Genomic DNA, 22,978 nt, shown 5'->3' with positions numbered 1-22,978 from the left:
AACCCAACTTCGGCAAGAATCATAGGTTCAGGTGTTTTGTCAGTCCATTAGCGACCCACTACATCCAATGACTGGGCTAACCGGGTTTGAAATGTTGCCATCCAGTCATCCTGATGACGATGGGCTTCCCAGGCACCCGAATCCAGGGTGCCAATTTGCCAGGTTCCTTGCATCGAGTTAGCATCGTCTGCCAGGGTGCCTACATAGTTCACCGGAAACAGCGACACGATGAGATAGCACTTGGTGAACTGGATTGTCCGTCCCACCACAGAGCCACTCACCTCCGCTTCCCCTAAATAATCATCATCGAGAATATTGCCGCTGAGCAAATTTCCACGTTGCAACAACGTGGCTTCAAATCGTGTAGGAACCTCATCTTGCCAGTATGTTCCCAACCAACTTCCACTCACGTCTGCCATTGCGAAACTGCCGTTTGCTTCAAGGTTTGCAGCGATACAACTGATACGGAAACCCCAGCCGATAAGACTGGCTGCGATCAATTATGCATAAGCTTTGGTGTCTCGGATCGGTTTGCGTCGGATTTGATAACTGGAGTTGCTCGGGAAAGTCGCGACGTTTGACACTCGACGACGCCAGCACCCACAAATTGAGGGGTGGGGTCAAGGGTTGGGGCACCTGGGCAATATCGCGCCAAAACTGCCGCAGGCGAGACTGATTGGCGACAAAACCGTATTGCACCGGAATTTGGGTAGCATCTTTGGGAAAAAACTGGCGCAATTCCAAGGCAAAACTCAACCCCAACGCTACTTCTTGCAGCGATCGATATCCCACAATCACCACCAGTGGAGACTCTGGCTCCAGATACAGGGTTTTGGCGATCTGATCGGGGTGGTAAGACTTTTGAAAGGCGAAATTGTTGACGACAAAGGTGCTGCTGAGGATGCCGACCAGCAGTAGGGCGATGAAGGGATGAAGGGGTGAAGGGATGAAGGGAGGGGTGAAGAGATGAAGGGGTGGAGGGGTGAAGAGGTGGAGGGTGAAGGGGTGGAGGGGCAGAGTGATCCGGTAAATTTTAGGGGTGAAGCATTCGGATCAGGATGTTCGCCATTTACCAACGACTATTTAACGAATGCCTTGCCCTTGCAGGAGTTGCTGCTATCTAGCTGGGTCAGTGGCTCTATCTTTGTGTTTAGTTTTGTTAAGATTCATTAGAATAGAGAGTGTCAACCTAATCTAGTACAGCAAAACGAAAGTTTTGTAAGGGGTGAAGGGTAGAACCCCTTCTTGGGGGCTTCGCCCCCAAACCCCCATGTTGCAAAATTTGGTGTTTGCAACACTAGTGTGAGATGTGGGACTTTTCTGTCGGCAAAGTTCTGTATTCCACGATGGGTAAGGCGTTAGATGTTGTTGTGGAAGGCTTATGTATCTGACCTGGCTGGATAGCAATTCCTGGTTAATTGAGATGGCAGGGCAACGAATTTTACTAGATCCCTGGCTGGTAGGTTCGTTGGTATTTGGCAACCAGGACTGGTTTTTTAAGGGCGATCGCCCCAGCGCTCGTTCCATTCCAACCAATATTGACTGCATTCTGCTATCTCAAGGGTTGGAAGATCATGCCCATCCTCCCACCCTTAAACAATTGGATCGCACGATTCCTGTCGTCGCCTCTCCTAATGCCGCCAAGGTGGTCACAGCCCTGGATTATCAACAGATTACGCCATTAGCCCATGGAGAAACGACAACGCTGGCAGATCGGCTAGAAATTCGGGCATTTCCAGGAACGGAGTTGGGTCCATTTTTGACCGAAAACGGGTATCTGCTACGAGATTTAGCATCTGGCGAAAGTCTTTATTACGAACCGCATGGCTATCACTCTGAGAGCTTAAAGGACTTTGCCCCAGTCGATGTTGTCATTACCCCTGTGATCGATCTGAGGGTGCCGTTATTGGGGCCTGTGATTCAGGGTCATAAAACGGTGCTGGATGCCTTGCATATGTTACATCCTCAATATCTACTACCGACCGCAGCAGGTGGTGAGGTTGTGTTTACAGGGGTCTTAAATGCAGTGTTACAAACCACAGGCAGTATTGAGGAAATGCGATCGCAATTAGCCCAAAGCGACCTCTCAACCCAGTTATTAGACGTGACACCGGGCGATCGCGTTGAGATTCTTCCTCAAAAAGCAGCCGCGATGAAACCATAATGATGGATGGGATGCAGCATCTTCAGATCGTGGGTTTAATAACTTAAAGATTGTTTTGCAATGCACAGCGTTGCCGTGCGTTGCAAAAGATTCTCGGGTTTTATTGAAGCTGTGATCTGACACATCAGAATCACAAGATGGATATGACATGGAAAATACAGGTTGGCTCGATTGGATCTTGGGTGGAGTAGCGATCGCCATTTTAATGGGCGGCATGTTCATGCTGGTATCGGGTGTCTTGAGTATGAATAAGGTCAAATGAGGACGGCTATACATGAAGTAGATCTTTGGAACCAAGGGCGATGCCCTTGGTTCCAAAGATCTACTCATTAACCTATTGGCTTTAAACCGGACTCTATGGTTTTAACGCGACGCCAATTTCTTGCCCTGGCAAGCTACGGCACAACTGCCGCCGTTTTTGCTGATTTTTTGCCGGCTTGCAACCGTCAATCTATCAATACGCTATCCCATGCGATCGCGGCAGATAGCATAGGTTATGGGGCGTTGCAGCCCGATCCCAACGGGGTGTTAGATCTGCCTGCCGGATTTCGCTATCGCATTCTCTCGCACCAGGGAGACGTCATGAGTGATGGGCACCCGGTTCCCGGCGCATTTGATGGCATGGCAGCGTTTGCCGATGAGCAGGGAAATACAATTCTCATTCGCAATCACGAATTGTTGCCCAGTAGCCTCACCCAGGTCGCGGCTCCCGTGGCTAAACGCTATGACCGATGGGGCAAAGGGGGGACAACTACACTGGTGGTATCCCGCCAACGGCAACTGATCCGGCAATATGCGTCATTAGCAGGCACCGTTCGTAACTGTTCGGGTGGGGCAACGCCCTGGGGGTCTTGGATCAGTTGTGAAGAATTTACGGCAACCCCGGCGAATAATCAACCAGAGCAGCCTGACCACGTAGAGCAACCACACGGGTATAATTTTGAAGTGCCGATCACCGCAACCGGGTTGATCGATCCAGAGCCATTGATTGCAATGGGACGGTTTTGCCATGAAGCGATCGCCGTTGATCCCCGTACGGGTATGGTGTATCAGACGGAGGATCGAGTAGATGGGCTATTCTACCGATTTATTCCTCATCAACCCGGAAATCTCAAAGCAGGGGGTGTACTGGAGGCACTGTGTATCAAAGATCAACCCCAGGCAATAACCCGTTCCCAGTTTCCTCAGCGGCAACCCGTTGCGGTCGAGTGGGTGCCTATCGACCAGGTTGATCCCCCTGACGATACGGTTCGGATCGAGGGTTGGCAAAAGGGTGCAGCTCAGTTTTCCAGGGGAGAAGGCATCTGCTACAGCAACGGGGATTTGTATTTTACCTGCACCAATGGCGGAGATAGACAACTGGGGCAAGTTTGGCGCTATAGAGCAGCGGCAACATCCGCAGAAACAGACACCCTGGAATTGTGGTTACAACCCGATGATGCAACTGTACTAGATTTTCCTGATAACCTGGTCATAGCGCCAAATGGGGATGTATTGCTCTGTGAAGACGGGCGCGGCGATCAGTTTGTGGTGGGTGTGACGCCAACGGGACAGTTCTACCCATTTGCTCATAATGCATTGAACGGGTCAGAGTTTGCAGGAATTTGCTGGTCGCCCGATCGCTCTACCTTATTTCTCAATATCTATGATCCCGGAATAACAGTCGCTATTTGGCGCGATCGCCCTTCCTGATACCAATCTTTTATGAAGTTGCGCTAAACTAGAACCCCCTGTAGTCCCCCTTGCTAAGGGGGACGGCAACAGCCGGGGGTTGAATAAGACGCAGCTTCACATTAAATCGGTATGAGCAGTATTGGGAAAGAAGCTCCTGGCTGAGGTGAGCGTTGTTTGATCTCGCAGTGTTTGTCTGAAGTTCTGTTTAATTGGTATCATTCACTGTACAAAATCCCAAATCGAACCATAATCGCTGTAAAAAGCCGAAATCCTATCACTTTACGGATGGAACAGGCAGAATTTGCTATTTATAGTACTGAGAGCCTATCCGGAGAGAGAATTTTGTGTGCCCTGCGGGCACACAAAATTCTCTCTGTTACCCCGTTTTTGCATAGGGTCTTAGCGTGTGATTTCCTGTTTTTTGCGAAAAGGGAAGATAAATGTCCCAAGTGTCCGGCTCTGGTCTCCTGTATTTCGCTCCTGAGACTCAATCCGATCTGTTGATAGTGGCACCGGAGACACAAGTTAATAAAGTTTTAGCTCAGATGAGCCATTCTCAGTCGAGCTGTGCCCTGGTGACTCAGCAAAACCAACTAGTCGGCATTTTTACAGAGCGCGACTTGGTTAAAGCGATCGCCAGCCATATAGATTTGGAAGCTATTGCGATCGCTGACGTTATGACTCACTCGGTCGTTACGATCACCGATCACGATGCCAAAGATTTATTTACAGTTCTCGATCAATTTCGTCAACATCACATTCGCCATCTACCCGTTATCAATGGGCAAGGACAGATCATCGGCATCATCACGCCACACAGCATTCGCAATCAGTTAAAACCGTTCGATTTGTTGAAATTCAAACAAGTCGAAGAAGCCATGGAACGGCACGTTATCCATGCACCCTTGACCGCATCGGTACAAACCATTATTCAACAAATGACCCAGCGACAGGTCAGTTGCATCGTAATTACCGAAACAAGAGCAGATGGCGCAATTAGCCCCGTTGGCATTATTACCGAGCGAGATATCTTGCAGTTTCAGCTTTTACAAGTGGATTTTGAGCAGACTCCCATCAGTAGTCTCATGAGTACTCCACTGTTTACCCTGCATCCGCACGATTCGCTATGGACGGTTCATCGAGAAATGCAACATCGCCATACACGGCGGTTGGTTGTTGCCGAAACCACCGGAGAACTTGCCGGAATCATCACCCAAACCAGCATTTTGCGGATGCTGGATCCCATAGAACTGGCAGTGACCATTCAAACGTTGCAACAAAAAATTGATGAAAACACCACGCAGTTAAACCAAGAAGTCATGCGGGGACGCCAATTGGTGGAGTCACTCGCCGAAAGTGAAGCCCGATATCGAGCCGTCGTTGAACTACAAACCGAACTGATCAGCCGTTTTTTGCCCGATGGCAGCCTAACATTTGTCAACGATGCGTACTGTCGTTATTTTGGCAAAACCAGCCAAGCCCTGATGGGTAGCAACTTCATGGATGAGCTGATCGATCTCCATCGCCCATTGATTGTAGCGGCACTTGACAACCTGACCGCAGACCAGCCCATCACCAGGGTCGAAACCTCTGCGGTTTTGCCCACCGGAAAACTGGCGTGGCAGCAATGGAGTTATTGCGCCGTATTCGATTCCCAAAATCAATTAGTAGAATATCAAGCCGTCGGGCAAGATATTAGCGATCGCAAGTATCGCGAAGCAGAACGCCAGCAAGCTGAAGAACATCTCAAAGCCTCTTTGCGAGAAAAAGAAACACTTCTGCAAGAGGTGAAGCATCGAGTCAAAAATAATCTGCAAGTCATTACTGGCTTGCTGGACATGCAAATCAATCGGATTACAGAACCTCGATCAAAGATCTTCCTCGAAAGTAGTCGCGATCGCATTCAATCGATGCTGATGGTGCACGAAAATTTGTATCAATTGCACTCTTTTAATCAAAGTAGTTTCGCAGACTATGTCAGCAGACTGGTGCGAAATTTGCTTATGACCTACGTCGAATCGCCTCAACACATTGCACTGGCGATCGCCATCGAACCAACCCTATCCCTCACCCTCGATCAGGCAACCTATTGCGGCATGATTTTGAATGAATTGGTAACCAATGTCTTGAAATATGGCTTGAACGACGATCAATCAGGTGAGATCTCAATCTATCTAAATGAAACCCCCGATCACCAGCTGAGCCTAGCCGTTGCTAATCAAGGCGATCGCCTGCCTGACGATTTCTCATTAGATAACTTGACCTCTATCGGCTTAAAACTCGTGATCGCATTGGCAGAAGGGTTAGAAGGCACGGTTGCCGTTGAGAGGGGTAGCAGAACAGTCTTTAAAGTCTTATTCCCAAAATCTAACCTATCGGGCTAAATTCACTTGGTGATCTGCCATATACAGCCGCCAACTGCCCCAACGGGTAATTTCGCGTTGTCCTTCACAGGCGATGGGTTCGCCCAATACGCCCAATACGACTTCGCCATCATTTAACCGAACTTTGCCAATACACAAGCCGGGTGGCTCTTGAAGCAAAATCTGGCAGATGCCCTCAAAGGGAACATTCCAGACTTCAACAGCGATCGCCACGCCTCCTTCTTTAACCCGAATCATCGCTGGGTGGCGATCGCTAATCGACCACAGCCGATAACTGGCTTCTGTTGTGGTTTCTTGGATAAATTCTGCACCCACCCGGATGAGGTTATCGTTGAGTTCTAACCCACGCATCAGGGTACCATTGACGGCTAACTTTACAGACTGCATGATTAAGGCGATCGCACTCCTTGCTAACTTCTAAACCCGGTTTGAGTTGGAAGCTGTAATTGTCTCACAACAAAATCCATTCTCTAAATTACCGATCCGAAACGTGATGAGAAGAGTTGATTGTTCGTGCCCGTTGGGCACGAACAATCAACGTTTCAGATAGGAGACATATTGGTTTAACTTTTAAGAACCACTTGCGGTGCTGTAGCGGTTTCTAAAGCAGTTATAACGGCAGCAGCGGCAGCGGTCCATCCGACAATGCCACCTTGTGCCCGTACCATTTCTAGCGTCGCTTGCTTAAATTCTGGGAAATAGCTCTCCGTACAATCTTCTACCATCAGACACTCATAGCCTCGATCATTGGCTTCTCGCATCGTGGTTTGCACACATACTTCTGTCGTCACACCTGTAATTAACAAATGGGTAATTCCCCGTTCTTCTAACAACGACGATAACGGCGTGGCATAAAATGCACCCTTACCGGGTTTTGTAATCACTGTTTCACCGGGCAATGGTGCCAGTTCCGGAATAATCCCATTTCCCGCCTCACCCACAATCAAGATCCGTCCCATCGGACCTTCATCACCAATCTTCAGCGCACTCTTTCCCCGCTCCAACTTTGATGGTGGACAGTCCGATAAGTCTGGCTTGTGGCATTCAATCGTATGAAAAATCGGTAACTTCAGTGACCGAAACGTTTCTAACAAGTGTTTTAAGGTTGGCACGATCGCCTGTAACCGATTGACATCATTACCCAATGCATCTCCAAAGCCACCTGGCTCCATAAAATCACGTTGCATATCAATCACAATCAAAGCCAATTTACTTGGGTCAGCAGGCAGGGGGTAGTCGTAGGGTAGAGCGGGGATAGAAGGCATAGGGGTAATGGAGTAATAGGAAAAATCGAGAGATTCATGTGAAGCCGCAACTCATGCAGAACCACGATTCATACCAAGACATGATTCACATGGTGCCATTAAATGGTTAATTAGGACGGGGTGCCGGGGTGGAACCCCTGTCTGGGGGCACAGACCGCACCCCTTTCCAAACCAGCCCTGCGGCGGCTGTAGAGACGCGATTTCTAAGAAACGCCATGATTCCTAAGAGATGCGATGAATCGCGTCCCTGTGGTTTGATGATGCTAATGACCTGCCATACTTTGACCGATCGCGGCAAAGTCAGCTTGCTCGATGGGGCTGTCGTAAACAAATTTACCGCCACTAATCACGAGAATGCGATCGCTCAATTTCAACAATTCATCCAGGTCTTCACTGACTAAAAGAACAGCAACTCCTCGGTTACGAGCCGCGACAATTTGACCGTGAATGAACTCTACCGCCGCAAAGTCTAAGCCAAAGCAAGGGTTAGCGGCAATCAATAAACGAATGTGATCGGCAGATAATTCTCGGGCTAACACCGCTCGTTGAACATTACCACCCGACAGATTGCTGATAGGCGTTTCGGGCGAAGGTGTCTTCACAGAAAATTGCTGAATCAAGCCCTGTGCGGCTTGCTTGATCGCATTCAATATCAGCATAATGCCCTTTGCCTGGGGTGAGCGATCGAAGGTGCGCAGTGCCATATTTTCGGCAACACTCATATGGGGCACACAGGCATTGCGTAGTGGTTCTTCAGGCAAGGCAAACACCTTGTGCTTAAACATTTCGGCACGAGTTGCCGTATAAAGTTCGCCATTGACAATGATTTGCCCTGACGTTGGCAGACGTTGACCCGCCAGAGATTCTACAAACTCACGCTGTCCGTTACCCGAAATCCCGGCAATACCGACAATTTCGCCACTGTGAACCGTCAGATTGACCCCACCTACTGCTTCCAAACCATTATCTTTATTGGCATGGAGATCTTGCACCTGAAGCACAGCCACAGGGTCAGGATGCGTCACTTTCTCGACTTGTTTGGGCTCTCGTCGCTCGCCCATCATCATCTCTGCCATATCTGAAACGGTCAGGTCTTTGACCAATCCATTTCCGGCAAATCGCCCTTTGCGCAGTACTGTTACTTCATCAGTAAATGCCATTACCTCACGGAATTTGTGAGAAATCATCAACACGCTTAACTGTCCTGCCTTAACTTGTTCGCGCAACAAGCCCAATACTTCATCGGCTTCTCCGGGGGTCAGTACTGAGGTTGGTTCATCCAAAATCAAGATGCGGCTATGCAAATAAATTTGCTTGAGAATTTCTAGCTTTTGCTTTTCTCCAGCCGCTAATTGGGCGATCGGCACATCTAACGGGACTTGAAAGGGAGAGGATGCCATGAAGGTGCGCAATCCTTCCATTTCTTTTTTCCAATTGATCAGCGTGGGGCTATCAAACCGCGATAATACCAGGTTTTCTGCCACCGTCATCGCAGGCACAGACGTAAAGTGCTGATAAACCATACCGATGCCATACTTGTGCGCATCCCGAGGACTGTGAATAGCAGCTTTTGCACCATCAATCAGTACTTCACCCGAGGTGGGAGTGTAAAAGCCCATAATGCACTTCACCAGGGTGCTTTTACCCGCCCCATTTTCACCGAGCAGGGCATGAAACGTCCCCGGTTTCAGGGTCATGGAGACATCCTCCAGGGCAGTTAAGCTGCCAAACCGCTTGGTCATATTGACCACTTGCAGCTCGGCAGGTCGAGGCGTATCAGGCATTGGGGATTGAGTATTAGGGGTGAGAGTGTTGGCTTCGGTCATGGTATGAGACTCCAGCAGGTGGATAAGTGAGAGAAGAGAGAAGACGGGAGCAAGAAAAGCAGGAATTGAACGTCAGGGATTAAGGTGCAATAAATCGCGGTTTGATACCGAATTGGTTAAGATTTGATGGCTTGAATCAGGGCGTCTGAAGAGGCGATCGCACCAAAGACACCGCCTTGCATTGTTACCATTTTCAGGGCTGCCAGGTGGTTACCATAGTCGGTAGCGGCAGTGCAATCAGAAAGAAGTAGACATTCATAACCACGATCGTTGGCATCCCGCATGGTGGTATGAACGCAAACATCCGTAGTGATACCTGTGAGAATAATGTTTTGAATAGCGCAACGTTTGAGTAGCAAATCTAAATCTGTAGCATAGAAGGAACCTTTGCCCGGTTTATCAATAATCGGTTCGCCCGGTAGGGGAGCCAGGTCAGGAATGATATCCCAACCGGGTTCGCCCCGCACCAAAATCTTACCGCAAGGACCGGGATCACCAATACCTGCCCCAATTTGTTGCGATCGCCAACGTTTATTTTCGGGTAAATCTGCCAGATCGGGTCGGTGTCCCTCTCGCGTATGCATGATGTGATAACCCTCTGCCCGCATCACTGCCAACAACCGCTTGAGTGGCTCGATCGGCGCACGCGTCAGCGACAAGTCGTAGCCCATCTTGTCTACGTAGCCACCTTCTCCACAAAAATCGGTCTGCATATCAATAATCAGCAGCACCGTGTTTTCTGGGCGCAGATCGCCGTTATAAGGATACAAGTAGGGTTCTGATTCGACGTAACGTCCCATGGCAAGTCTCTGAGTGAATAAGGAGATTTGGTTATTAGCTAGTACACCAACTTAAAAGTTTTAGAGGGGGTGGAGGGGGTGAAACCCTCTCTTGGGGGCACAGCCCCGAAACCCCCATGTTGCAAAATTTAGTGTTTGCAACACTAGTAGCTGTTAGCTGTTAGCTGTTAGCTATTAGCTGGTTGAACGGGGTGCAGGGGTGGAACCCCTGGCTGGGGGCGCAGCCCCCACACCTCCACTGTCTTAGCCATCTACTCAATTGCTATAGCTGTTAGCTCTTAGCTGTTGGCTGTTAGCTCTTAGCTGTTAGCTATTAGCTGTTAGCTGTTAGCTAATAGCTACTTGCGGTTCTGCATCTTCGATATACATCCGGGAGGGTTCCGGGAAGCCACAGGACGTGCCATCTTTATGCACCACCTCGTCTTCCCAGGGAAGCCGATAGTTGCCATTCACCATATCTTTCATGTAGGTGTAGGGACAGTCTTGTGCGCCACCTTTGACCGCAACATAACCGCGATGCCCAAACTGGTAAATATTGTTCTCAACACCCCAGTGTTGACGAGCTTCGCGCACCAGGTCAGGGCGTAATTCAGCTGTAATAATTTCGTCGGGGCGATGGCTACCCATAACTAATGGTGTGCCGTCAAAATTAACAAACATCCCTTCGCCCATGGAGTCAAAACTGCCATCGCTACCGCACATACAGACCGAAGCCGTGTACATCAGGTTACAGAAAGCGTTCGCTTGATTGGTGACCTGCCAGGAGTGCCGAATTGGGGCAGTATATCCTGCCGTGCGAATCATAATTTCTGCGCCTTTATAGGCAGATTCCCGTGCCATTTCAGGAAACATACCATCATGGCAAATAATCAATGCGATCTTGCTGCCATTCGGTCCTTCACACACGGGAATGCCCAGATTCCCAGGTTCCCAGGGTTCGACCGGAACCCAAGGATGCAGTTTGCGGTAGTAAAGCTTTAATTCACCCCGGTCATCTAAGATAATGCCGCTGTTATAAGGGTTGCCGTGGGGATTGTATTCCATGATGGAAAAGCAACCCCAAATTTTATTGTCTTGGCAAGCCCGACTAAAGGCAGCGACTTCAGGACCATCTAGCTTGCACATGATATCGGGATTGGTATCCATCGACAGCCCATGCAATGAATATTCTGGAAAAACCACTAAGTCCATCGTCGGCATATTGCGTCGAGCTTTGCCAACCATTTCGACAATACGCTGCGTCTGCGCAGCCAGATCATCGGGCGTAACGACGTTGGGCAGTTGCAGTTGCACCATGCCTAAAACAACGCCGTTCGGTGATTTGTTGAGTCCGCCAAGTCCGCTCATAGTAAGAGTTTAGGGGGTTAGAAAAGGATGAAGGGTCATGGCTAATAGCTATTAGCCGTTAGCTATCAGCTATGTATCTGTTCCCAAGGCACCGGGTGCGCCGGTGAGGGTGCGTTTGGGAGTGCAAGTGGCAATCATAATCAACAAGGTCAGCACATAAGGGGCAGCGTTGAACAGATAGTAGCCTTCTTTGATGCCAACGGATTGCAGGGCAGGTCCGAGGGCTTGAGCACCCCCAAACAGTAGGGATGCCCAGAGACATTGAATGGGATTCCAGCGGGCGAAGATCACCAACGCAACCGCCATCAAGCCTTGTCCGCTAGAGATGCGTTCCGTCCAAACGCCGGGATAATAAAGCGAAAGCGAGGCTCCACCAATACCGGCTAAAAAGCTGCCTGCCATAACGCTCAGCATCCGCACGTTGAAAATAGAAACGCCCATGGCTCTGGCAGCATCGGGGCTATCGCCCACCGCCCGGATAAATAAACCCCAGCGGGTCGAGCGAAAGAACCAGTTCATAATCGGGGCGATCGCCAATCCCAAGAGAAACAAGGGACTGATCTGCAACGCTGCTTTTAATGCCGGAACCATGCCGTCGGTTGCCAGGTTGATGGTGGGTAACTGCGGCGCAGACGGTTGGATAAACGGCTTGCCCAGAAAGAAGGCAATGCCGCTGCCAAAGATAATCATGGCAATACCGACTGCCACATCATTCACACGCGGTTGTTGCGATAACCAGCCGTGAATCGCACCCAACACCAACCCTGCCAAACCGGCTACCAAAACGCCTATCCAGGGCGATCCGGTGAGATAAGAAATGCCATAGGCACTCATTGCCCCCGTCAGCAGGGTACCCTCCAGACCCAGGTTGATCTTGCCGCTCTTCTCCGTCAGGCATTCACCCAAACTGACGAACAGGAACGGTGTGCCACCCCGCATTGTCCCGGCGGCGATCGCCAGGGGCACCCCCCACCAACCTAAAGCCTCTACTGCTTCTGCTGCCACGTTAGAAGTCCTCCGAAAATGCGAGTTTCAAGTTTTGAACGAGGTGTCAGAGTAGCTAATAGCTGTTAGCTGTTAGCTGTTAGCTATGAGCTATGAGCTCTCAGCCTCATACCGTTACCACGGGCTCTTGTCCTGGAGAAGGTGGGGGAGCAGGAGGGGTGACAACGGTCATTTGTTCTTTGAAGAAGGGAATTCTGCCATACAGCGAGTCGCTGAACAATACGACTAAGAAAACCAGTCCTTCAAACACCAACACCGTTGCATCGGGCAAATTGTGCGATCGCTGTAAGATCCCGCCGCTAGCCAGAATGCCACCCACCAATAGGGAAATAAAGATCGCCGCCAGGGGATTATGGCGCGCAGCAAATGCCACCATGATGCCGCCATACCCATACCCAACATTAAGCGATTCGTTTGCCGAACCCTGGACAGCGGCAATTTCGACCATACCCGCCAAACCGGCACAGGAACCTGCCAGGAAGCAAATAGCAACCGTCAGCTTACCCACAGGTAATCCGGCAATCCGGGCAGCCCGAATATTACCGCCTGCCGTCCGAGCCGCAAACCCAAAGGTAGTGCGCTGAATCAAGAAGTAGGAAATGACGCAGGCAACAATGCCGTAGAGCAACCCCCAGTGAACCCGTGTACCAGGCATGCTGCCCAGCATATTGATTTCCGGCAGAGTAAAGCTAGAGGGCTTATTCAGCGAACTGGGGTCGCGCAGAGGGCCGCCGACTAGATGATTGAGTAAAGCGATCGCCACATAGTTGAGCAACAAACTGCTAATCGTCTCATTCACCGCCCGGTAATGCCGCAGTGCGCCAGCAATGCCAATCCATACGCCACCAATCAACAGCGCTGCGATCGCCATACCAATCTGGACAACGACAGACGGCAACCCTAACGGATCTGCCACCTGTTCCGCCGTCGGTAACACACTACCGTACGACAAAAATAGCCCCATGATAATGGCTCCCAGACCCCCCATCACCAGCGCTCCTTCATTGCCGATGATGACCAGTCCCAAGCGAGCGGGCAATGCCGTACACAACGCACTCAACATCAGCGGAGCCGCCCGAATCAGCGTATTCTGAAACGTACTCCAACTGCCAAACGCTGCCTTCCAGATTGAGCCATAAACGCCAAATGGATTTGCCCCTGCCAGCGCACAAAATACGCCAAACAGAATCAACCCAAATAGGATGGCACTAAAAGGAATGAAAATCGATTCGAGAGTTCTACGCCAACTTTGCATCGCTGAGTCCTTTTCTAACTGCCAATCGTGCCAATCACGCCATCGACGAGGTAGTTCATTTCCTCCAGTTTTGGATCTTGTTGTTTCAACGCTTCGCCCGTGGCAATCACTACCTTGCCCTGGTTATCTTTGATTTCGCCTTGATACACCACCATGCTGCCGTCCATAAATTTGGCGATCGCATCATCTGCCGCTTGCTTGGCATCTGGGGTAACCGCCGCACCATAGGCTGACATCTTACAGAATCCTTCCTTCAATCCCCCTCGCAACATATGGGGAATATCGCCGACCATCAATGTCTTGCCTGCGTTCAAGTCTTCAACCAACTTGCTATAAAAGGTCGTCCAATCCCATTCAGCTCCCGTCAAGTACCCTTTGGGAGCCAGAGAAACCTGGTCAGCATGATACCCCGTGCAGAACATGCCACGTTTTTCTGCGGTTTCCATCACGACTTTGGGGCTATCAACGTGACAGGTCACCGATTCAATTCCCTGATCTGCCATGCTGTTAACGGCTTCCGCTTCCTTCAACGGCATCGCCCAATCGCCTGTAAAAATCACCTGAGTTGTGGCATCGGGGCGTACACTGCGGGCACCCAACATGAAGCTATTGACATTTCGTAAAACAGTCGGGATTGGCTTAGCTGCCACAAACCCTAGCTTGCCATTCGCAGTGGTCAGCGCTGCCACAATACCGGAGATATACTGCGCCTCGTCAATATAGCCATAATAGCTCCCGACATTTTTAGGATGAACCCCTTCTTGATACAGCCCTCCCGCATGGAAAAACTGCACATCGGGATATTCCTCTGCCATTTTGAGAATGTGCGGGTCAAAGTATCCAAAGGACGTAGGAAACAGAACCTTAGCCCCATCAATGTCGATCATGCTACGCATCGATTCAGCTACAGCACTGGTTTCAGGCACACTGGCTTCTTCAACCAATTTGGCATAGGTTAATTTCGATGCCATAGCCGCTGCCCCTGCCGCATGAGCCTGGTTCCAGCCAAAATCGTCCTTTGGACCTACGTAGATAAAGCCAAGCACCAGTGGCTCACCGCCAGCAGGTGCCTCACCTGTCGAAGAGCCTGCCTCCGTTTCCGCAGACGGGCTGCATCCAGTCCCAAACTTTGCCGTAACCCCAAACGCACCAGCAGCCAACAAACCTCGAATAACCTGGCGGCGGGATAAACCTGAAAACCTTCTGTAGCTCACCGTCGTCTTCTCCGATAGAAATGCTTTTCGACAAATCACTTGCAAGTTGCGAATGCAAGACTCGCCATCAAACTATCGATTCGCTGCCTTACCCGTAGTATCTAAGATTACAAAGTTTAGATGGGTCGTGATCCGGATTTCGGTGGGGTTTGGGAATGAAGGGATACCATATCCGCCGCAACCGAGACAAACTTCGATTAAGAGCGTTACGCCCCCTAAATCCCTAATCCTGAGCGACTTTGAATGGTTCGGTTCCCCCAGAATTGGGGGTTATACCGATTTAATGTGAAGCTGCATCTTATTCAACCCCCGGCTGTCGCCGTCCCCCTTGCTAAGGGGGACTACAGGGGGTTCTAATTTGGCGCAACTTCATAAAAGATTGGTATTAGGGGGCGAGGTTCGGTTTCCCCTCAATCCGGAAGGACTTGGTTGAGAGGTTTACGCCCCTGTACCCCCCACTTCAACCTCTATGGGTGACGACGTGGACTCGGCTCACATCCATCAGGGTTAGCTGCTGATGCTACCCACCACACCCTCTACCAGATAATCCATTTGCTCTAGTTTAGGATCTTGCTGTTTCAGTTCTTCACTTGCCGTAACAACGACTTTACCCTGGTTATCTTTGATCTCACCCTTGTAGATCACCATGCTGCCATCCATAAATTTTGCCTTGGCAGCTTCGGCAGCCTGCTTGGCTTCATCACCCACCGCAGGACCGTAATCAGACAGCTTACAGAAGCCATCTTTCAAGCCACCCCGGAGTAAGTGAGGAATACTGCCATCCATCAGGTTTTTGCCCGAATTGATATCTTCAGCCAATTTGCTGTAGAGGTTTGACCAATCCCACTCGGCTCCGGTGAGATACCCCTTGGGTGCCAGTGCTGCCTGGTTGGCATGATAGCCAGAACAGAAAATGCCACGCTTCTCTGCGGTTTCCATCACCACTTTAGGACTATCCACATGGCAGGTGATCACGTCGATCCCCTGATCTGCCATGCTGTTTGCAGCTTCCGCTTCTTTAATCGGTTCTGCCCAGTTGCCAGTAAACACAACCTGGGTCGTCACCTCGGGTTTGACGCTTCTGGCTCCTAAGGTAAAGCTGTTGATGTTTCGCAGCACCTGAGGAATCGGTTTTGCGCCAATAAAGCCGAGCTTGCCCGTTTTAGACGTTAACCCGGCAACAATACCCGCCAGGTATTGGGCTTCATCGATGTAGCCAAAATAGCTCGCCACATTTTTAGGATGCGTGCCTTCTTGATACAGACCACCACAGTGGAAGAACTGTACATCCGGATAATCACCCGCCAGCTTGATAATGTGCGGGTCAAAGTAACCAAACGAGGTGGGGAATAAGACCTTTGCCCCATCAATGTCGATCATGCTGCGCATCGATTCTGCTACTGCCGTTGTCTCAGGGACATTGGCTTCTTCGACCAGCTTGACCCACGTAAACTTACCTGCCATCCCAGCGGCACCCTCGGCATGAGCCTGGTTATAGCCATAGTCGTCTTTAGGACCGACATAGATAAATCCCACGGTCAGTGCGTCACCTGCATCACCCCCGTCAGAACTGGCAGTCCCCTCGTTGGCAGGGCTACAGCCCGTACCAAACTTGGCGGTTACGCCAAAGGCAGTGGTTGCCAATAGCCCTCGAATGACTTGACGACGGGATAGGGATAAGACTCTCTTACTACTCACGGTTGCTCTCTCCGAAACATGACGGCAGGGAAATTAATATACGGTTCAAACTGCTGCTGAGCCAAAAACAGCAGCAATTATGTATAGTGCTTTACGCATTAATAATTAGCAGTATTAATGGGTTGCGTAGAGGATTTCGTGTTCTATGTAACATATCTGTCTCTATTCCATGCGATCGCACACCGCAATACTACAGACAGACATTCCTTATAGTTCTACGCAATCTAGTTAGGGCTTCGAGGGGGTGGGGGCGGTGCCCCCACGCAGGGGTTTTACCCCTGCACCCCGTCCTAACCCCAATGCGTACCGCTATAGAATCACAAATTAAATAAACCCGGACGTTTATTTTTGGAATCGCGGCGACGCCGCGATTCTAAAAATAAATCTTCGGTTTTATTAAATCCACGATCCTTAAAGAAAAAAGGGGAACATGATGGCTCAAACCTCACAGAGAAGTAGAACCCCTGCCCCCCGGTATTGACCTGATTGACACCACTATGACGTTGACTCTGGAAATTTCTGTGTAATGCGGCTGAGCTACACCACACGATAATTTCCGATGCAGTCTAAGTACTGCGTTTCACAAGTGGGGCTGGGATAATGAGAGGAATCGGGAGCACTGCCCCCTGCACCCCTAACCCCAACCCCGATTTGCGACGACGTGTACTATCCGTGTATGTCGGGTTTGATTTCGGTTGAACAGTTGACTTGCCGACAATGATCTCTAGAACGCTTGTCTCTATTGAGTTCAGTACGTTACACCACTGACGTGAACTTTTTGGGGGGAAATGGTGAAGAAATCGGGAAGAAAGCTGAATTGAAAACGCTTCGCGCGGCACACAACAACAAATCTGTGGCTTAAGCCATTGAAAATTACTGGGGGCGTGAATTTGAGGGAAGAGACGGCGTCTCTTCCCTCAAATTCACGCCTATCCCTCAACAACGCCAAGTGGCAAGGGCAAAGGGTTGTTATACACTAGTGCGTACTATCCATGTCTGTAGATATGCTTCACGAATTGCCCTACCACACCAGCCTCATTGCTCAGCAACCACAAACTCCTCAACCCAACATCAATCAAAACCCGCAACAACGACGTGGACAGCTTGATGTGATTATTGTTGCGATTTATTTGATCTGTGTCATCTATGTCCTGTATCGGGCATTTACCTCTCTGGATGACCAGACCAAAATTGCAGCAGAAAAAATTGCGGTTGAGAAAGAAAGCCTGGAGGGTCAAGAGGAAGAGCAAAAACTGGCAGACTCTGCTTTAAAAGATTTTGTAGATATCAAGTTTAAGTTTGAAGATCGCTATAAGTTTACGGAGCAACCCAAAAATCTAGGCATCACAATTGAAAATAAATCGAAGACATCTTCGATTTTTGTGGATTGGGATAGTAGTTCCTTAACTGATTATGACGGGCGATCGCGTCGTGTAATTCGTATGACCCCCGATAAAAAATTAGATTTGTCTCAACGGCAAGTCGATAGCATTATTGCACCCGGTCGAAGTTTGAAAGAAAGTTTGACGGCCGAAGACCTGTTGGAATCTAAAGAAGGTGGCATCTTAGAACCTAAAGCCCCCTTGATCAATATAGATGGGTTAAGAAAAGCATCAGAAAACAAGAAAACACCCAAATTTCTTAAAGATATGTATGCCAATTTCATGGCAAGAAAAGCCCCATTACGCTACTCATTGCGGCTGATTTTACAATTTTCAGAAGTCAAAACTGGGATTCGCACCGAAAGCTGGTATCCCATTCGCTGCGATTTTACCGTCGAAAAACGACCCTGGACAGACTATTTACCGTTCAATCCAAAAAGTAAATCTTAATAGCAACATGAGTCTCCTCAGAAACGCTTAGACTGAGATCAAGAGAAGAGTAAGCGAGGTGGTTGCGGACTTCGGTCTGAGGAAAGTCCGGGCTCCCGAAAGACCAGACTTGCTGGGTAACGCCCAGTGCGGGTGACCGTGAGGATAGTGCCACAGAAACATACCGCCAGTTACGGTTTGTCGGGATGTGCCCATTGGGCACACCAACCAAAATCGTTGACTGGTAAGGGTGCAAAGGTGCGGTAAGAGCGCACCAGCAGCATCGAGAGGTGCTGGCTCGGTAAACCCCGGTTGGGAGCAAGGTCGAAGAGACGACGGTTGGTCTTTTTCCGGTCTCGTTAGAGTGTACCGCTTGAGGCGTCTGGTAACAGGCGTCCCAGATAGATAACTACCCAACTGACAAGTTACTTGTCAGGAGAACAGAACCCGGCTTATGTCTTACTCTTCTCTCTTCATTCAATATTGCTAGTTATTGCGAACACTAAATTTTGCAACATGGGATGTGGGGGCGGTGCCCCCACGCAGGGGTTCCACCCCTGCACCCCGTTGTAAAACTTTTAATTGGGTTTACTAGTATTGCAAACACTAAATTTTGCAACATGGGATGTGGGGGCGGTGCCCCCACGCAGGGGTTCCACCCCTGCACCCCGTCCTAACCCTAATACATACCGCTATAGAACCAGATAATTTTTTGAAAACCATGCTCCGCATGGTTTTCAAAAAATTATCTGAACTCCCCTCGAATAAAAATCGCTATATCCCCTCATCTCTCATCTCTCCATCGCTTCATAGTTTTCCCATCCCTATGTCCCTCTTTGAGACTCCGAGATACAAGCAACTACGTCAGTTTGTCCAAAAATTAGGATTGTCCGAGCACGCTCCAGTCGAGTTAACGTTGCTCAATCTGGCATTAACCCATCCCACCGCTTCACCCGAGGTCAATTATGAACGGCTAGAATTTGTTGGCGATGCCGTAGTGAAATTAGCCGCCGCCGAGTTTTTGCATGAGCGCTATCCCACAGCCAGTGAAGGCGAACTATCAGCAATTCGAGCGATCTTGGTTAGCGATCGCCATTTAGCTGAAATTGCAGATTGCTATGGCTTAGAACGATATTTGCTGGTCGGCAGTAGTGCTAGAGGCGATCGCATCGGCAACGAAACCCGTCTGGCATCAGGGTTTGAAGCCGTCCTGGCAGCACTCTACCTCAGCACGCATACATTAGAACTGGTGCGCCCCTGGCTCGACTCTCATCTTGAGCAAAAAGCGGAAGCCATCCGCTTAGACCCGACGATGCAAAATTATAAGGGTGCATTGCAAACCTGGACGCAAGCCAAGTACCAAACTCTGCCAGAATATCGAGTGGTGGAAGTAGGGCAAGCCTATGGCGATGCCGAAAGATTTTTAGCAGAAGTTTGGCTGAATGGGCAGAAGTTGGGGCAAGGTAAAGGAAAATCGAAAAAAACAGCAGAGCAAGCCGCTGCTCAAGTTGCCTTTTTAGCATTACAGCAATCTGTTGCATCGCCCTGAGGCTCATAACTGATCGATTCACTCTAACGATATGGATTCCCAAAAACTGGGCATAGCAATTTTTGGTGTCGGACGGTGGGGGGTGCATTTAGTCCGCAATTTTTTGCAGCATCCACAAGCACGCGTCGTGGCGATCGCCGATCCCAGTCGCGATCGCTTAAACGACTTATCCAAAAAGTTTGCTCTAACCGATGAAGTTGCCTTAACGGTCGATTGGAGAGCCGCGATGAAGTTGCCTGGAGTAGAAGCAGTGGCGATCGCCACCCCAGCAACAACCCACTACTCGCTGATCCGTACTGCCCTGGAGTTGGGGCATCATGTATTGGCAGAGAAACCCCTTACCCTCAATGCTCAAGACGCGATTGAACTATGCCAATTTGCCGAGCACCAGCACCGACAACTCATCATTGACCACACCTATCTATTCCATCCAGCCGTTAGAAGTGGGCAGCAAGCGATTCAACAAGGGCTGCCAGGAGAGTTGCGCTACGGCTACGCCAGTCGAACCCACCTGGGACCAATTCGCCAAGATGTTGATGCTCTGTGGGATCTGGCAATTCACGACATTGCCATTTTCAATCATTGGTTAAATGCGACCCCCATACAGGTGCAGGCAGAAGGAACCGTCTGGTTGCAACCTCAAGCCCAAGCCGAACCCCTATTTCCCAGGGGACTGTCCGATTTGATTTGGGTCAAACTGCTGTATCCTACGGGCTTTCAAGCCCATATCCACCTGTGCTGGCTCAATCCCGATAAACAACGCCGCCTTGCCGTTGTCGGTTCTCGGGGCACACTGATTTTCGACGAACTGGCAGCGTCTGTCCCCCTGGTATTCCAACAGGGTCATTTGGAACATCTGCCTCCCCATTACATCCCGGTGGATCAACACTATCAACCCTTGGCGACAGAAGCGGCTGAGCCGTTGCAACAGGTCTGCCAGCATTTTTTAGACTGCGCACTCCACAACGAACCCTCTTCCCTATCGTCTGGCTGGGTCGGTGTGCAGCTTGTTCAAATTCTTTCTGCCCTGACACGCTCGATTAATCAAAACGGTGCCGTGATTGATGTGGCAACAGCTTAAGTCTTAATGGGTTATCAGCCATAGCGCTGCGCGCTCGGCTAGAACCCAATTATTTTTTTTGCAAGCCATGCTCTGCATGGCTTGCAAAAAAGAGAAATTGCTATCAAACCTTTTTTGGGGGAGAGCGACGGCGAAGCCGTCGCTCTCTCCAAACATAACAGGGTAATTAACTTGTGATCCTTAACAGGATCGCCGTTGCCAGCAAAAATAAAAGCCCCATACCCCCTGCCAACGGTTTCTCGTCCAGTCCCGTTAGCCAGGGGGAGCCGTTGCCCGTGTATTTCAAGACTTGCGTTGTATCCAGGCTGGCGATCGCCCAGATCCATCCGGCGTGTAAACCAATCGCCAATCCCAAATTGCCACCATCGACCCAACGGGCAAACACCAGCACCATCCCCATCAACCATAAGCCAGGCAGCTGGGGTAAATTGTCGCGCCCTTCCCAGACCAGGTGCAACACCGCAAATATCAAACTGGCGATCGCAGCGGCTACCCAGGAACCATAATCTTGCTGCAACACATTGACGAGAAAACCGCGAAATACTAATTCTTCGGATAGACTCACCCAAAACCCCAAAAGGGCGATCGGCACCACCTGCTGGAGCACAGACTGGAGTGACGTGCTGACGGATGAAGCAGCAGCAGCGGGGATAGTTTCAACAGGGATAATTTCAGCCGTGACAGCATCAGCCGGTACAGCACCGGCAAATACGGCATCAGCCGGTACAGCATCAGCCGTGACAGCATCAGCCGTGACAGATCGGTCTTGCCATGTGACCCAACCCAATGCCCACTCGACACCAAATAGGGCAGCAAGACCCACCACCCCCATCCCCCAACCTGACCCAACCGATCGCAAAACTGACCCCTGCCAGGGTAAGCCATAGGCGGCAAATGATTGGTTTTGCAGTGCAGCAATGCCCCACAACAACAAAGGCAGCAATAGGTATAGAGAAGCCACCAGGGGCAATTTTTGAGCCGGAGTGATGGGCTGGAACGGATGCCATTTGACAGCGATCGCAACCGGAATGGCGATCGGCAACCACAGACCTAACCAAACTAAAAGAAAAACTCCTACTACTAATAAAGCAGGAGCTTCTAATACCATTGGCAAAAATTGTTCAGGCAAAATTACCCCAACATCTCTATCACAATTAGGATCTTTACAAAATTAAACCCACAACTTTTTTGGGAGAGTGCGGCTCCGCCGCGCTCTCCCAAAAAAGCTATTCAAGTTATTTTTATGAGGATCCTTAGCAACGTCACTCAACCAGAGGTATCTCAACGAAACCCTGAGCAGAGAAAGTTTCTTTTCCTAACAAAGAATCGTTGACTAAATCAATCGTCATCAAAAGAGTCATCCGATCCATTCAGGCTATCGCTACTGACCTGAACCAAATGAATGTGCTTGTAACCTAACTTAATCTCAAATTCATCGCCAGGTTTCAAGCCCATTTTTTCGGTGTACGTTGCACCAATTACAATCTGTCCATTTTTATGAACGCTGACACGATAAGTGGGCTCACGTCCACGTCCATCTTTAGGACTTTCGGTACTGATAGGAGTCCCTTTTGCTGCTAACAAAGCTTCGAAAAACTCTGCTAAGTTAACACGAGTCTTATCGTTTTTACCTACAGTGTAATAACCACAAAGTCTTGCCTTCTCGCGTCGAGGCAAATGGGAAAGCTCTTTTACTTTTTGAAGAAGTGCTTTGCCTGTCAATGGGGTTGCTGGAACTTCGGTCATCACTGCCAGATGTCCTCGTAAAAATTAGGGATAACCAGCCAAAACCTAAGAATAGGTTTTGCCATATAAACAAAATAATAACCTTAAATCTGACTCCTGTGACAACTACTTTCTAGAAGATTGATATTACGAAATCTACTGTGTCTAAATGGGTAGTTT

The 22,978-nt window shown here is 49.6% G+C and carries 20 protein-coding genes and 1 other RNA gene; 8 read left to right on the top strand and 13 right to left on the bottom strand.

Annotated features, from left to right (window positions below):
- Nucleotides 1–47: 47 nt before the first annotated feature.
- A complete protein-coding gene (locus tag ACR6Z4_RS10365; protein ID WP_479717182.1) occupies nt 48–419 on the bottom strand; it encodes a hypothetical protein in 372 nt (123 codons plus the stop codon).
- A gap of 19 nt (nt 420–438) precedes the next feature.
- Nucleotides 439–798, bottom strand: a complete 360-nt coding sequence (locus ACR6Z4_RS10360; RefSeq protein WP_479717181.1) for a hypothetical protein — start codon at nt 796–798, stop codon at nt 439–441.
- A 168-nt stretch (nt 799–966) separates the two neighbouring features.
- Between ACR6Z4_RS10360 and ACR6Z4_RS10355 the strand changes: the two genes are divergently transcribed.
- The 4 genes from ACR6Z4_RS10355 (at nt 967) to ACR6Z4_RS10340 (ending at nt 6,222) form a co-directional block, all read left to right on the top strand.
- Entirely contained in the window at nt 967–1,173 is a 207-nt protein-coding gene (locus ACR6Z4_RS10355; protein ID WP_479717180.1) for a hypothetical protein, read from the top strand.
- Nucleotides 1,174–1,381: 208 nt separating this feature from the next.
- Nucleotides 1,382–2,164 carry an MBL fold metallo-hydrolase gene (locus ACR6Z4_RS10350; protein ID WP_479717179.1) on the top strand — a complete coding sequence of 261 codons (783 nt, stop codon included), beginning with the start codon at nt 1,382–1,384 and terminating at the stop codon, nt 2,162–2,164.
- A 357-nt stretch (nt 2,165–2,521) separates the two neighbouring features.
- Nucleotides 2,522–3,856: an alkaline phosphatase PhoX gene (locus ACR6Z4_RS10345; RefSeq protein WP_479717178.1), complete on the top strand. Its 1,335-nt coding sequence runs from the start codon at nt 2,522–2,524 to the stop codon at nt 3,854–3,856.
- A 422-nt stretch (nt 3,857–4,278) separates the two neighbouring features.
- Entirely contained in the window at nt 4,279–6,222 is a 1,944-nt protein-coding gene (locus tag ACR6Z4_RS10340; protein WP_479717177.1) for a CBS domain-containing protein, read from the top strand.
- On the opposite strand, the gene ACR6Z4_RS10335 is transcribed toward ACR6Z4_RS10340, so the two are convergent.
- From ACR6Z4_RS10335 to ACR6Z4_RS10295, 9 genes are all read right to left on the bottom strand, one after another.
- Nucleotides 6,211–6,609: an allophanate hydrolase-related protein gene (locus ACR6Z4_RS10335; RefSeq protein ID WP_479717176.1), complete on the bottom strand. Its 399-nt coding sequence runs from the start codon at nt 6,607–6,609 to the stop codon at nt 6,211–6,213. The two genes, ACR6Z4_RS10340 and ACR6Z4_RS10335, sit on opposite strands and share 12 nt — an antisense overlap.
- Before the next feature lie 176 nt (nt 6,610–6,785).
- Nucleotides 6,786–7,487, bottom strand: coding sequence for a cysteine hydrolase family protein (locus ACR6Z4_RS10330; RefSeq protein ID WP_479717175.1), 702 nt, complete (start codon nt 7,485–7,487; stop codon nt 6,786–6,788).
- Between the two features lie 263 nt (nt 7,488–7,750).
- Complete coding sequence (locus tag ACR6Z4_RS10325; protein WP_479717174.1) at nt 7,751–9,313, bottom strand: ABC transporter ATP-binding protein; 1,563 nt, start codon at nt 9,311–9,313, stop codon at nt 7,751–7,753.
- A gap of 116 nt (nt 9,314–9,429) precedes the next feature.
- Nucleotides 9,430–10,113, bottom strand: coding sequence for a biuret amidohydrolase (biuH, locus tag ACR6Z4_RS10320; protein WP_479717173.1), 684 nt, complete (start codon nt 10,111–10,113; stop codon nt 9,430–9,432).
- A 327-nt stretch (nt 10,114–10,440) separates the two neighbouring features.
- Nucleotides 10,441–11,460 carry a formamidase gene (locus ACR6Z4_RS10315; RefSeq protein WP_479717172.1) on the bottom strand — a complete coding sequence of 340 codons (1,020 nt, stop codon included), beginning with the start codon at nt 11,458–11,460 and terminating at the stop codon, nt 10,441–10,443.
- A gap of 69 nt (nt 11,461–11,529) precedes the next feature.
- Nucleotides 11,530–12,399 carry an ABC transporter permease gene (locus ACR6Z4_RS10310; RefSeq protein ID WP_479717188.1) on the bottom strand — a complete coding sequence of 290 codons (870 nt, stop codon included), beginning with the start codon at nt 12,397–12,399 and terminating at the stop codon, nt 11,530–11,532.
- A gap of 172 nt (nt 12,400–12,571) precedes the next feature.
- Nucleotides 12,572–13,720 carry an ABC transporter permease gene (locus ACR6Z4_RS10305; RefSeq protein WP_479717171.1) on the bottom strand — a complete coding sequence of 383 codons (1,149 nt, stop codon included), beginning with the start codon at nt 13,718–13,720 and terminating at the stop codon, nt 12,572–12,574.
- A 14-nt stretch (nt 13,721–13,734) separates the two neighbouring features.
- Complete coding sequence (locus ACR6Z4_RS10300) at nt 13,735–14,934, bottom strand: BMP family ABC transporter substrate-binding protein (protein WP_479717170.1); 1,200 nt, start codon at nt 14,932–14,934, stop codon at nt 13,735–13,737.
- 507 nt (nt 14,935–15,441) lie between these two features.
- Nucleotides 15,442–16,632, bottom strand: coding sequence for a BMP family ABC transporter substrate-binding protein (locus ACR6Z4_RS10295; RefSeq protein WP_479717169.1), 1,191 nt, complete (start codon nt 16,630–16,632; stop codon nt 15,442–15,444).
- A 992-nt stretch (nt 16,633–17,624) separates the two neighbouring features.
- Between ACR6Z4_RS10295 and ACR6Z4_RS10290 the strand changes: the two genes are divergently transcribed.
- The 4 genes from ACR6Z4_RS10290 to ACR6Z4_RS10275 all read left to right on the top strand — a co-directional run bounded on the left by ACR6Z4_RS10290 (nt 17,625) and on the right by ACR6Z4_RS10275 (nt 21,073).
- A complete protein-coding gene (locus tag ACR6Z4_RS10290) occupies nt 17,625–18,464 on the top strand; it encodes a hypothetical protein (protein ID WP_479717168.1) in 840 nt (279 codons plus the stop codon).
- A gap of 46 nt (nt 18,465–18,510) precedes the next feature.
- An RNA gene (gene rnpB, locus ACR6Z4_RS10285) (RNase P RNA component class A) lies at nt 18,511–18,913 on the top strand.
- 356 nt (nt 18,914–19,269) lie between these two features.
- The gene (gene rnc, locus ACR6Z4_RS10280) at nt 19,270–19,992 is read left to right on the top strand and encodes a ribonuclease III (protein ID WP_479717167.1); all 723 of its coding nucleotides are present in this window, start codon (nt 19,270–19,272) and stop codon (nt 19,990–19,992) included.
- Nucleotides 19,993–20,023: 31 nt separating this feature from the next.
- A complete protein-coding gene (locus tag ACR6Z4_RS10275) occupies nt 20,024–21,073 on the top strand; it encodes a Gfo/Idh/MocA family protein (protein WP_479717166.1) in 1,050 nt (349 codons plus the stop codon).
- Nucleotides 21,074–21,239: 166 nt separating this feature from the next.
- On the opposite strand, the gene ACR6Z4_RS10270 is transcribed toward ACR6Z4_RS10275, so the two are convergent.
- A complete protein-coding gene (locus ACR6Z4_RS10270; protein WP_479717165.1) occupies nt 21,240–22,202 on the bottom strand; it encodes a lysostaphin resistance A-like protein in 963 nt (320 codons plus the stop codon).
- A 209-nt stretch (nt 22,203–22,411) separates the two neighbouring features.
- Nucleotides 22,412–22,819, bottom strand: coding sequence for an AbrB family transcriptional regulator (locus ACR6Z4_RS10265; RefSeq protein WP_479717164.1), 408 nt, complete (start codon nt 22,817–22,819; stop codon nt 22,412–22,414).
- Nucleotides 22,820–22,978 lie beyond the last annotated feature (159 nt).

It is taken from the genome of Calyptranema fuscum S582, from assembly GCF_055793305.1.
The sequence above is the reverse complement of the archived record's forward strand: the minus strand, read 5'-3'. Positions and strand labels throughout refer to the sequence as shown.

Bases quoted from the DNA above. Each gene is read 5' to 3' on its own strand.
- ACR6Z4_RS10365 (WP_479717182.1), bottom strand. From the start codon at position 419: ATGGCAGACGTGAGTGGAAGTTGGTTGGGAACATACTGGCAAGATGAG.
- ACR6Z4_RS10355 (WP_479717180.1), top strand. From the start codon at position 967: ATGAAGGGGTGGAGGGGTGAAGAGGTGGAGGGTGAAGGGGTGGAGGGG.
- ACR6Z4_RS10350 (WP_479717179.1), top strand. From the start codon at position 1,382: ATGTATCTGACCTGGCTGGATAGCAATTCCTGGTTAATTGAGATGGCA.
- ACR6Z4_RS10345 (WP_479717178.1), top strand. From the start codon at position 2,522: ATGGTTTTAACGCGACGCCAATTTCTTGCCCTGGCAAGCTACGGCACA.
- ACR6Z4_RS10340 (WP_479717177.1), top strand. From the start codon at position 4,279: ATGTCCCAAGTGTCCGGCTCTGGTCTCCTGTATTTCGCTCCTGAGACT.
- ACR6Z4_RS10335 (WP_479717176.1), bottom strand. From the start codon at position 6,609: ATGCAGTCTGTAAAGTTAGCCGTCAATGGTACCCTGATGCGTGGGTTA.
- ACR6Z4_RS10330 (WP_479717175.1), bottom strand. From the start codon at position 7,487: ATGCCTTCTATCCCCGCTCTACCCTACGACTACCCCCTGCCTGCTGAC.
- ACR6Z4_RS10325 (WP_479717174.1), bottom strand. From the start codon at position 9,313: ATGACCGAAGCCAACACTCTCACCCCTAATACTCAATCCCCAATGCCT.
- biuH (WP_479717173.1), bottom strand. From the start codon at position 10,113: ATGGGACGTTACGTCGAATCAGAACCCTACTTGTATCCTTATAACGGC.
- ACR6Z4_RS10315 (WP_479717172.1), bottom strand. From the start codon at position 11,460: ATGAGCGGACTTGGCGGACTCAACAAATCACCGAACGGCGTTGTTTTA.
- ACR6Z4_RS10310 (WP_479717188.1), bottom strand. From the start codon at position 12,399: ATGCGGGGTGGCACACCGTTCCTGTTCGTCAGTTTGGGTGAATGCCTG.
- ACR6Z4_RS10305 (WP_479717171.1), bottom strand. From the start codon at position 13,720: ATGCAAAGTTGGCGTAGAACTCTCGAATCGATTTTCATTCCTTTTAGT.
- ACR6Z4_RS10290 (WP_479717168.1), top strand. From the start codon at position 17,625: ATGTCTGTAGATATGCTTCACGAATTGCCCTACCACACCAGCCTCATT.
- rnc (WP_479717167.1), top strand. From the start codon at position 19,270: ATGTCCCTCTTTGAGACTCCGAGATACAAGCAACTACGTCAGTTTGTC.
- ACR6Z4_RS10275 (WP_479717166.1), top strand. From the start codon at position 20,024: ATGGATTCCCAAAAACTGGGCATAGCAATTTTTGGTGTCGGACGGTGG.
- ACR6Z4_RS10265 (WP_479717164.1), bottom strand. From the start codon at position 22,819: ATGACCGAAGTTCCAGCAACCCCATTGACAGGCAAAGCACTTCTTCAA.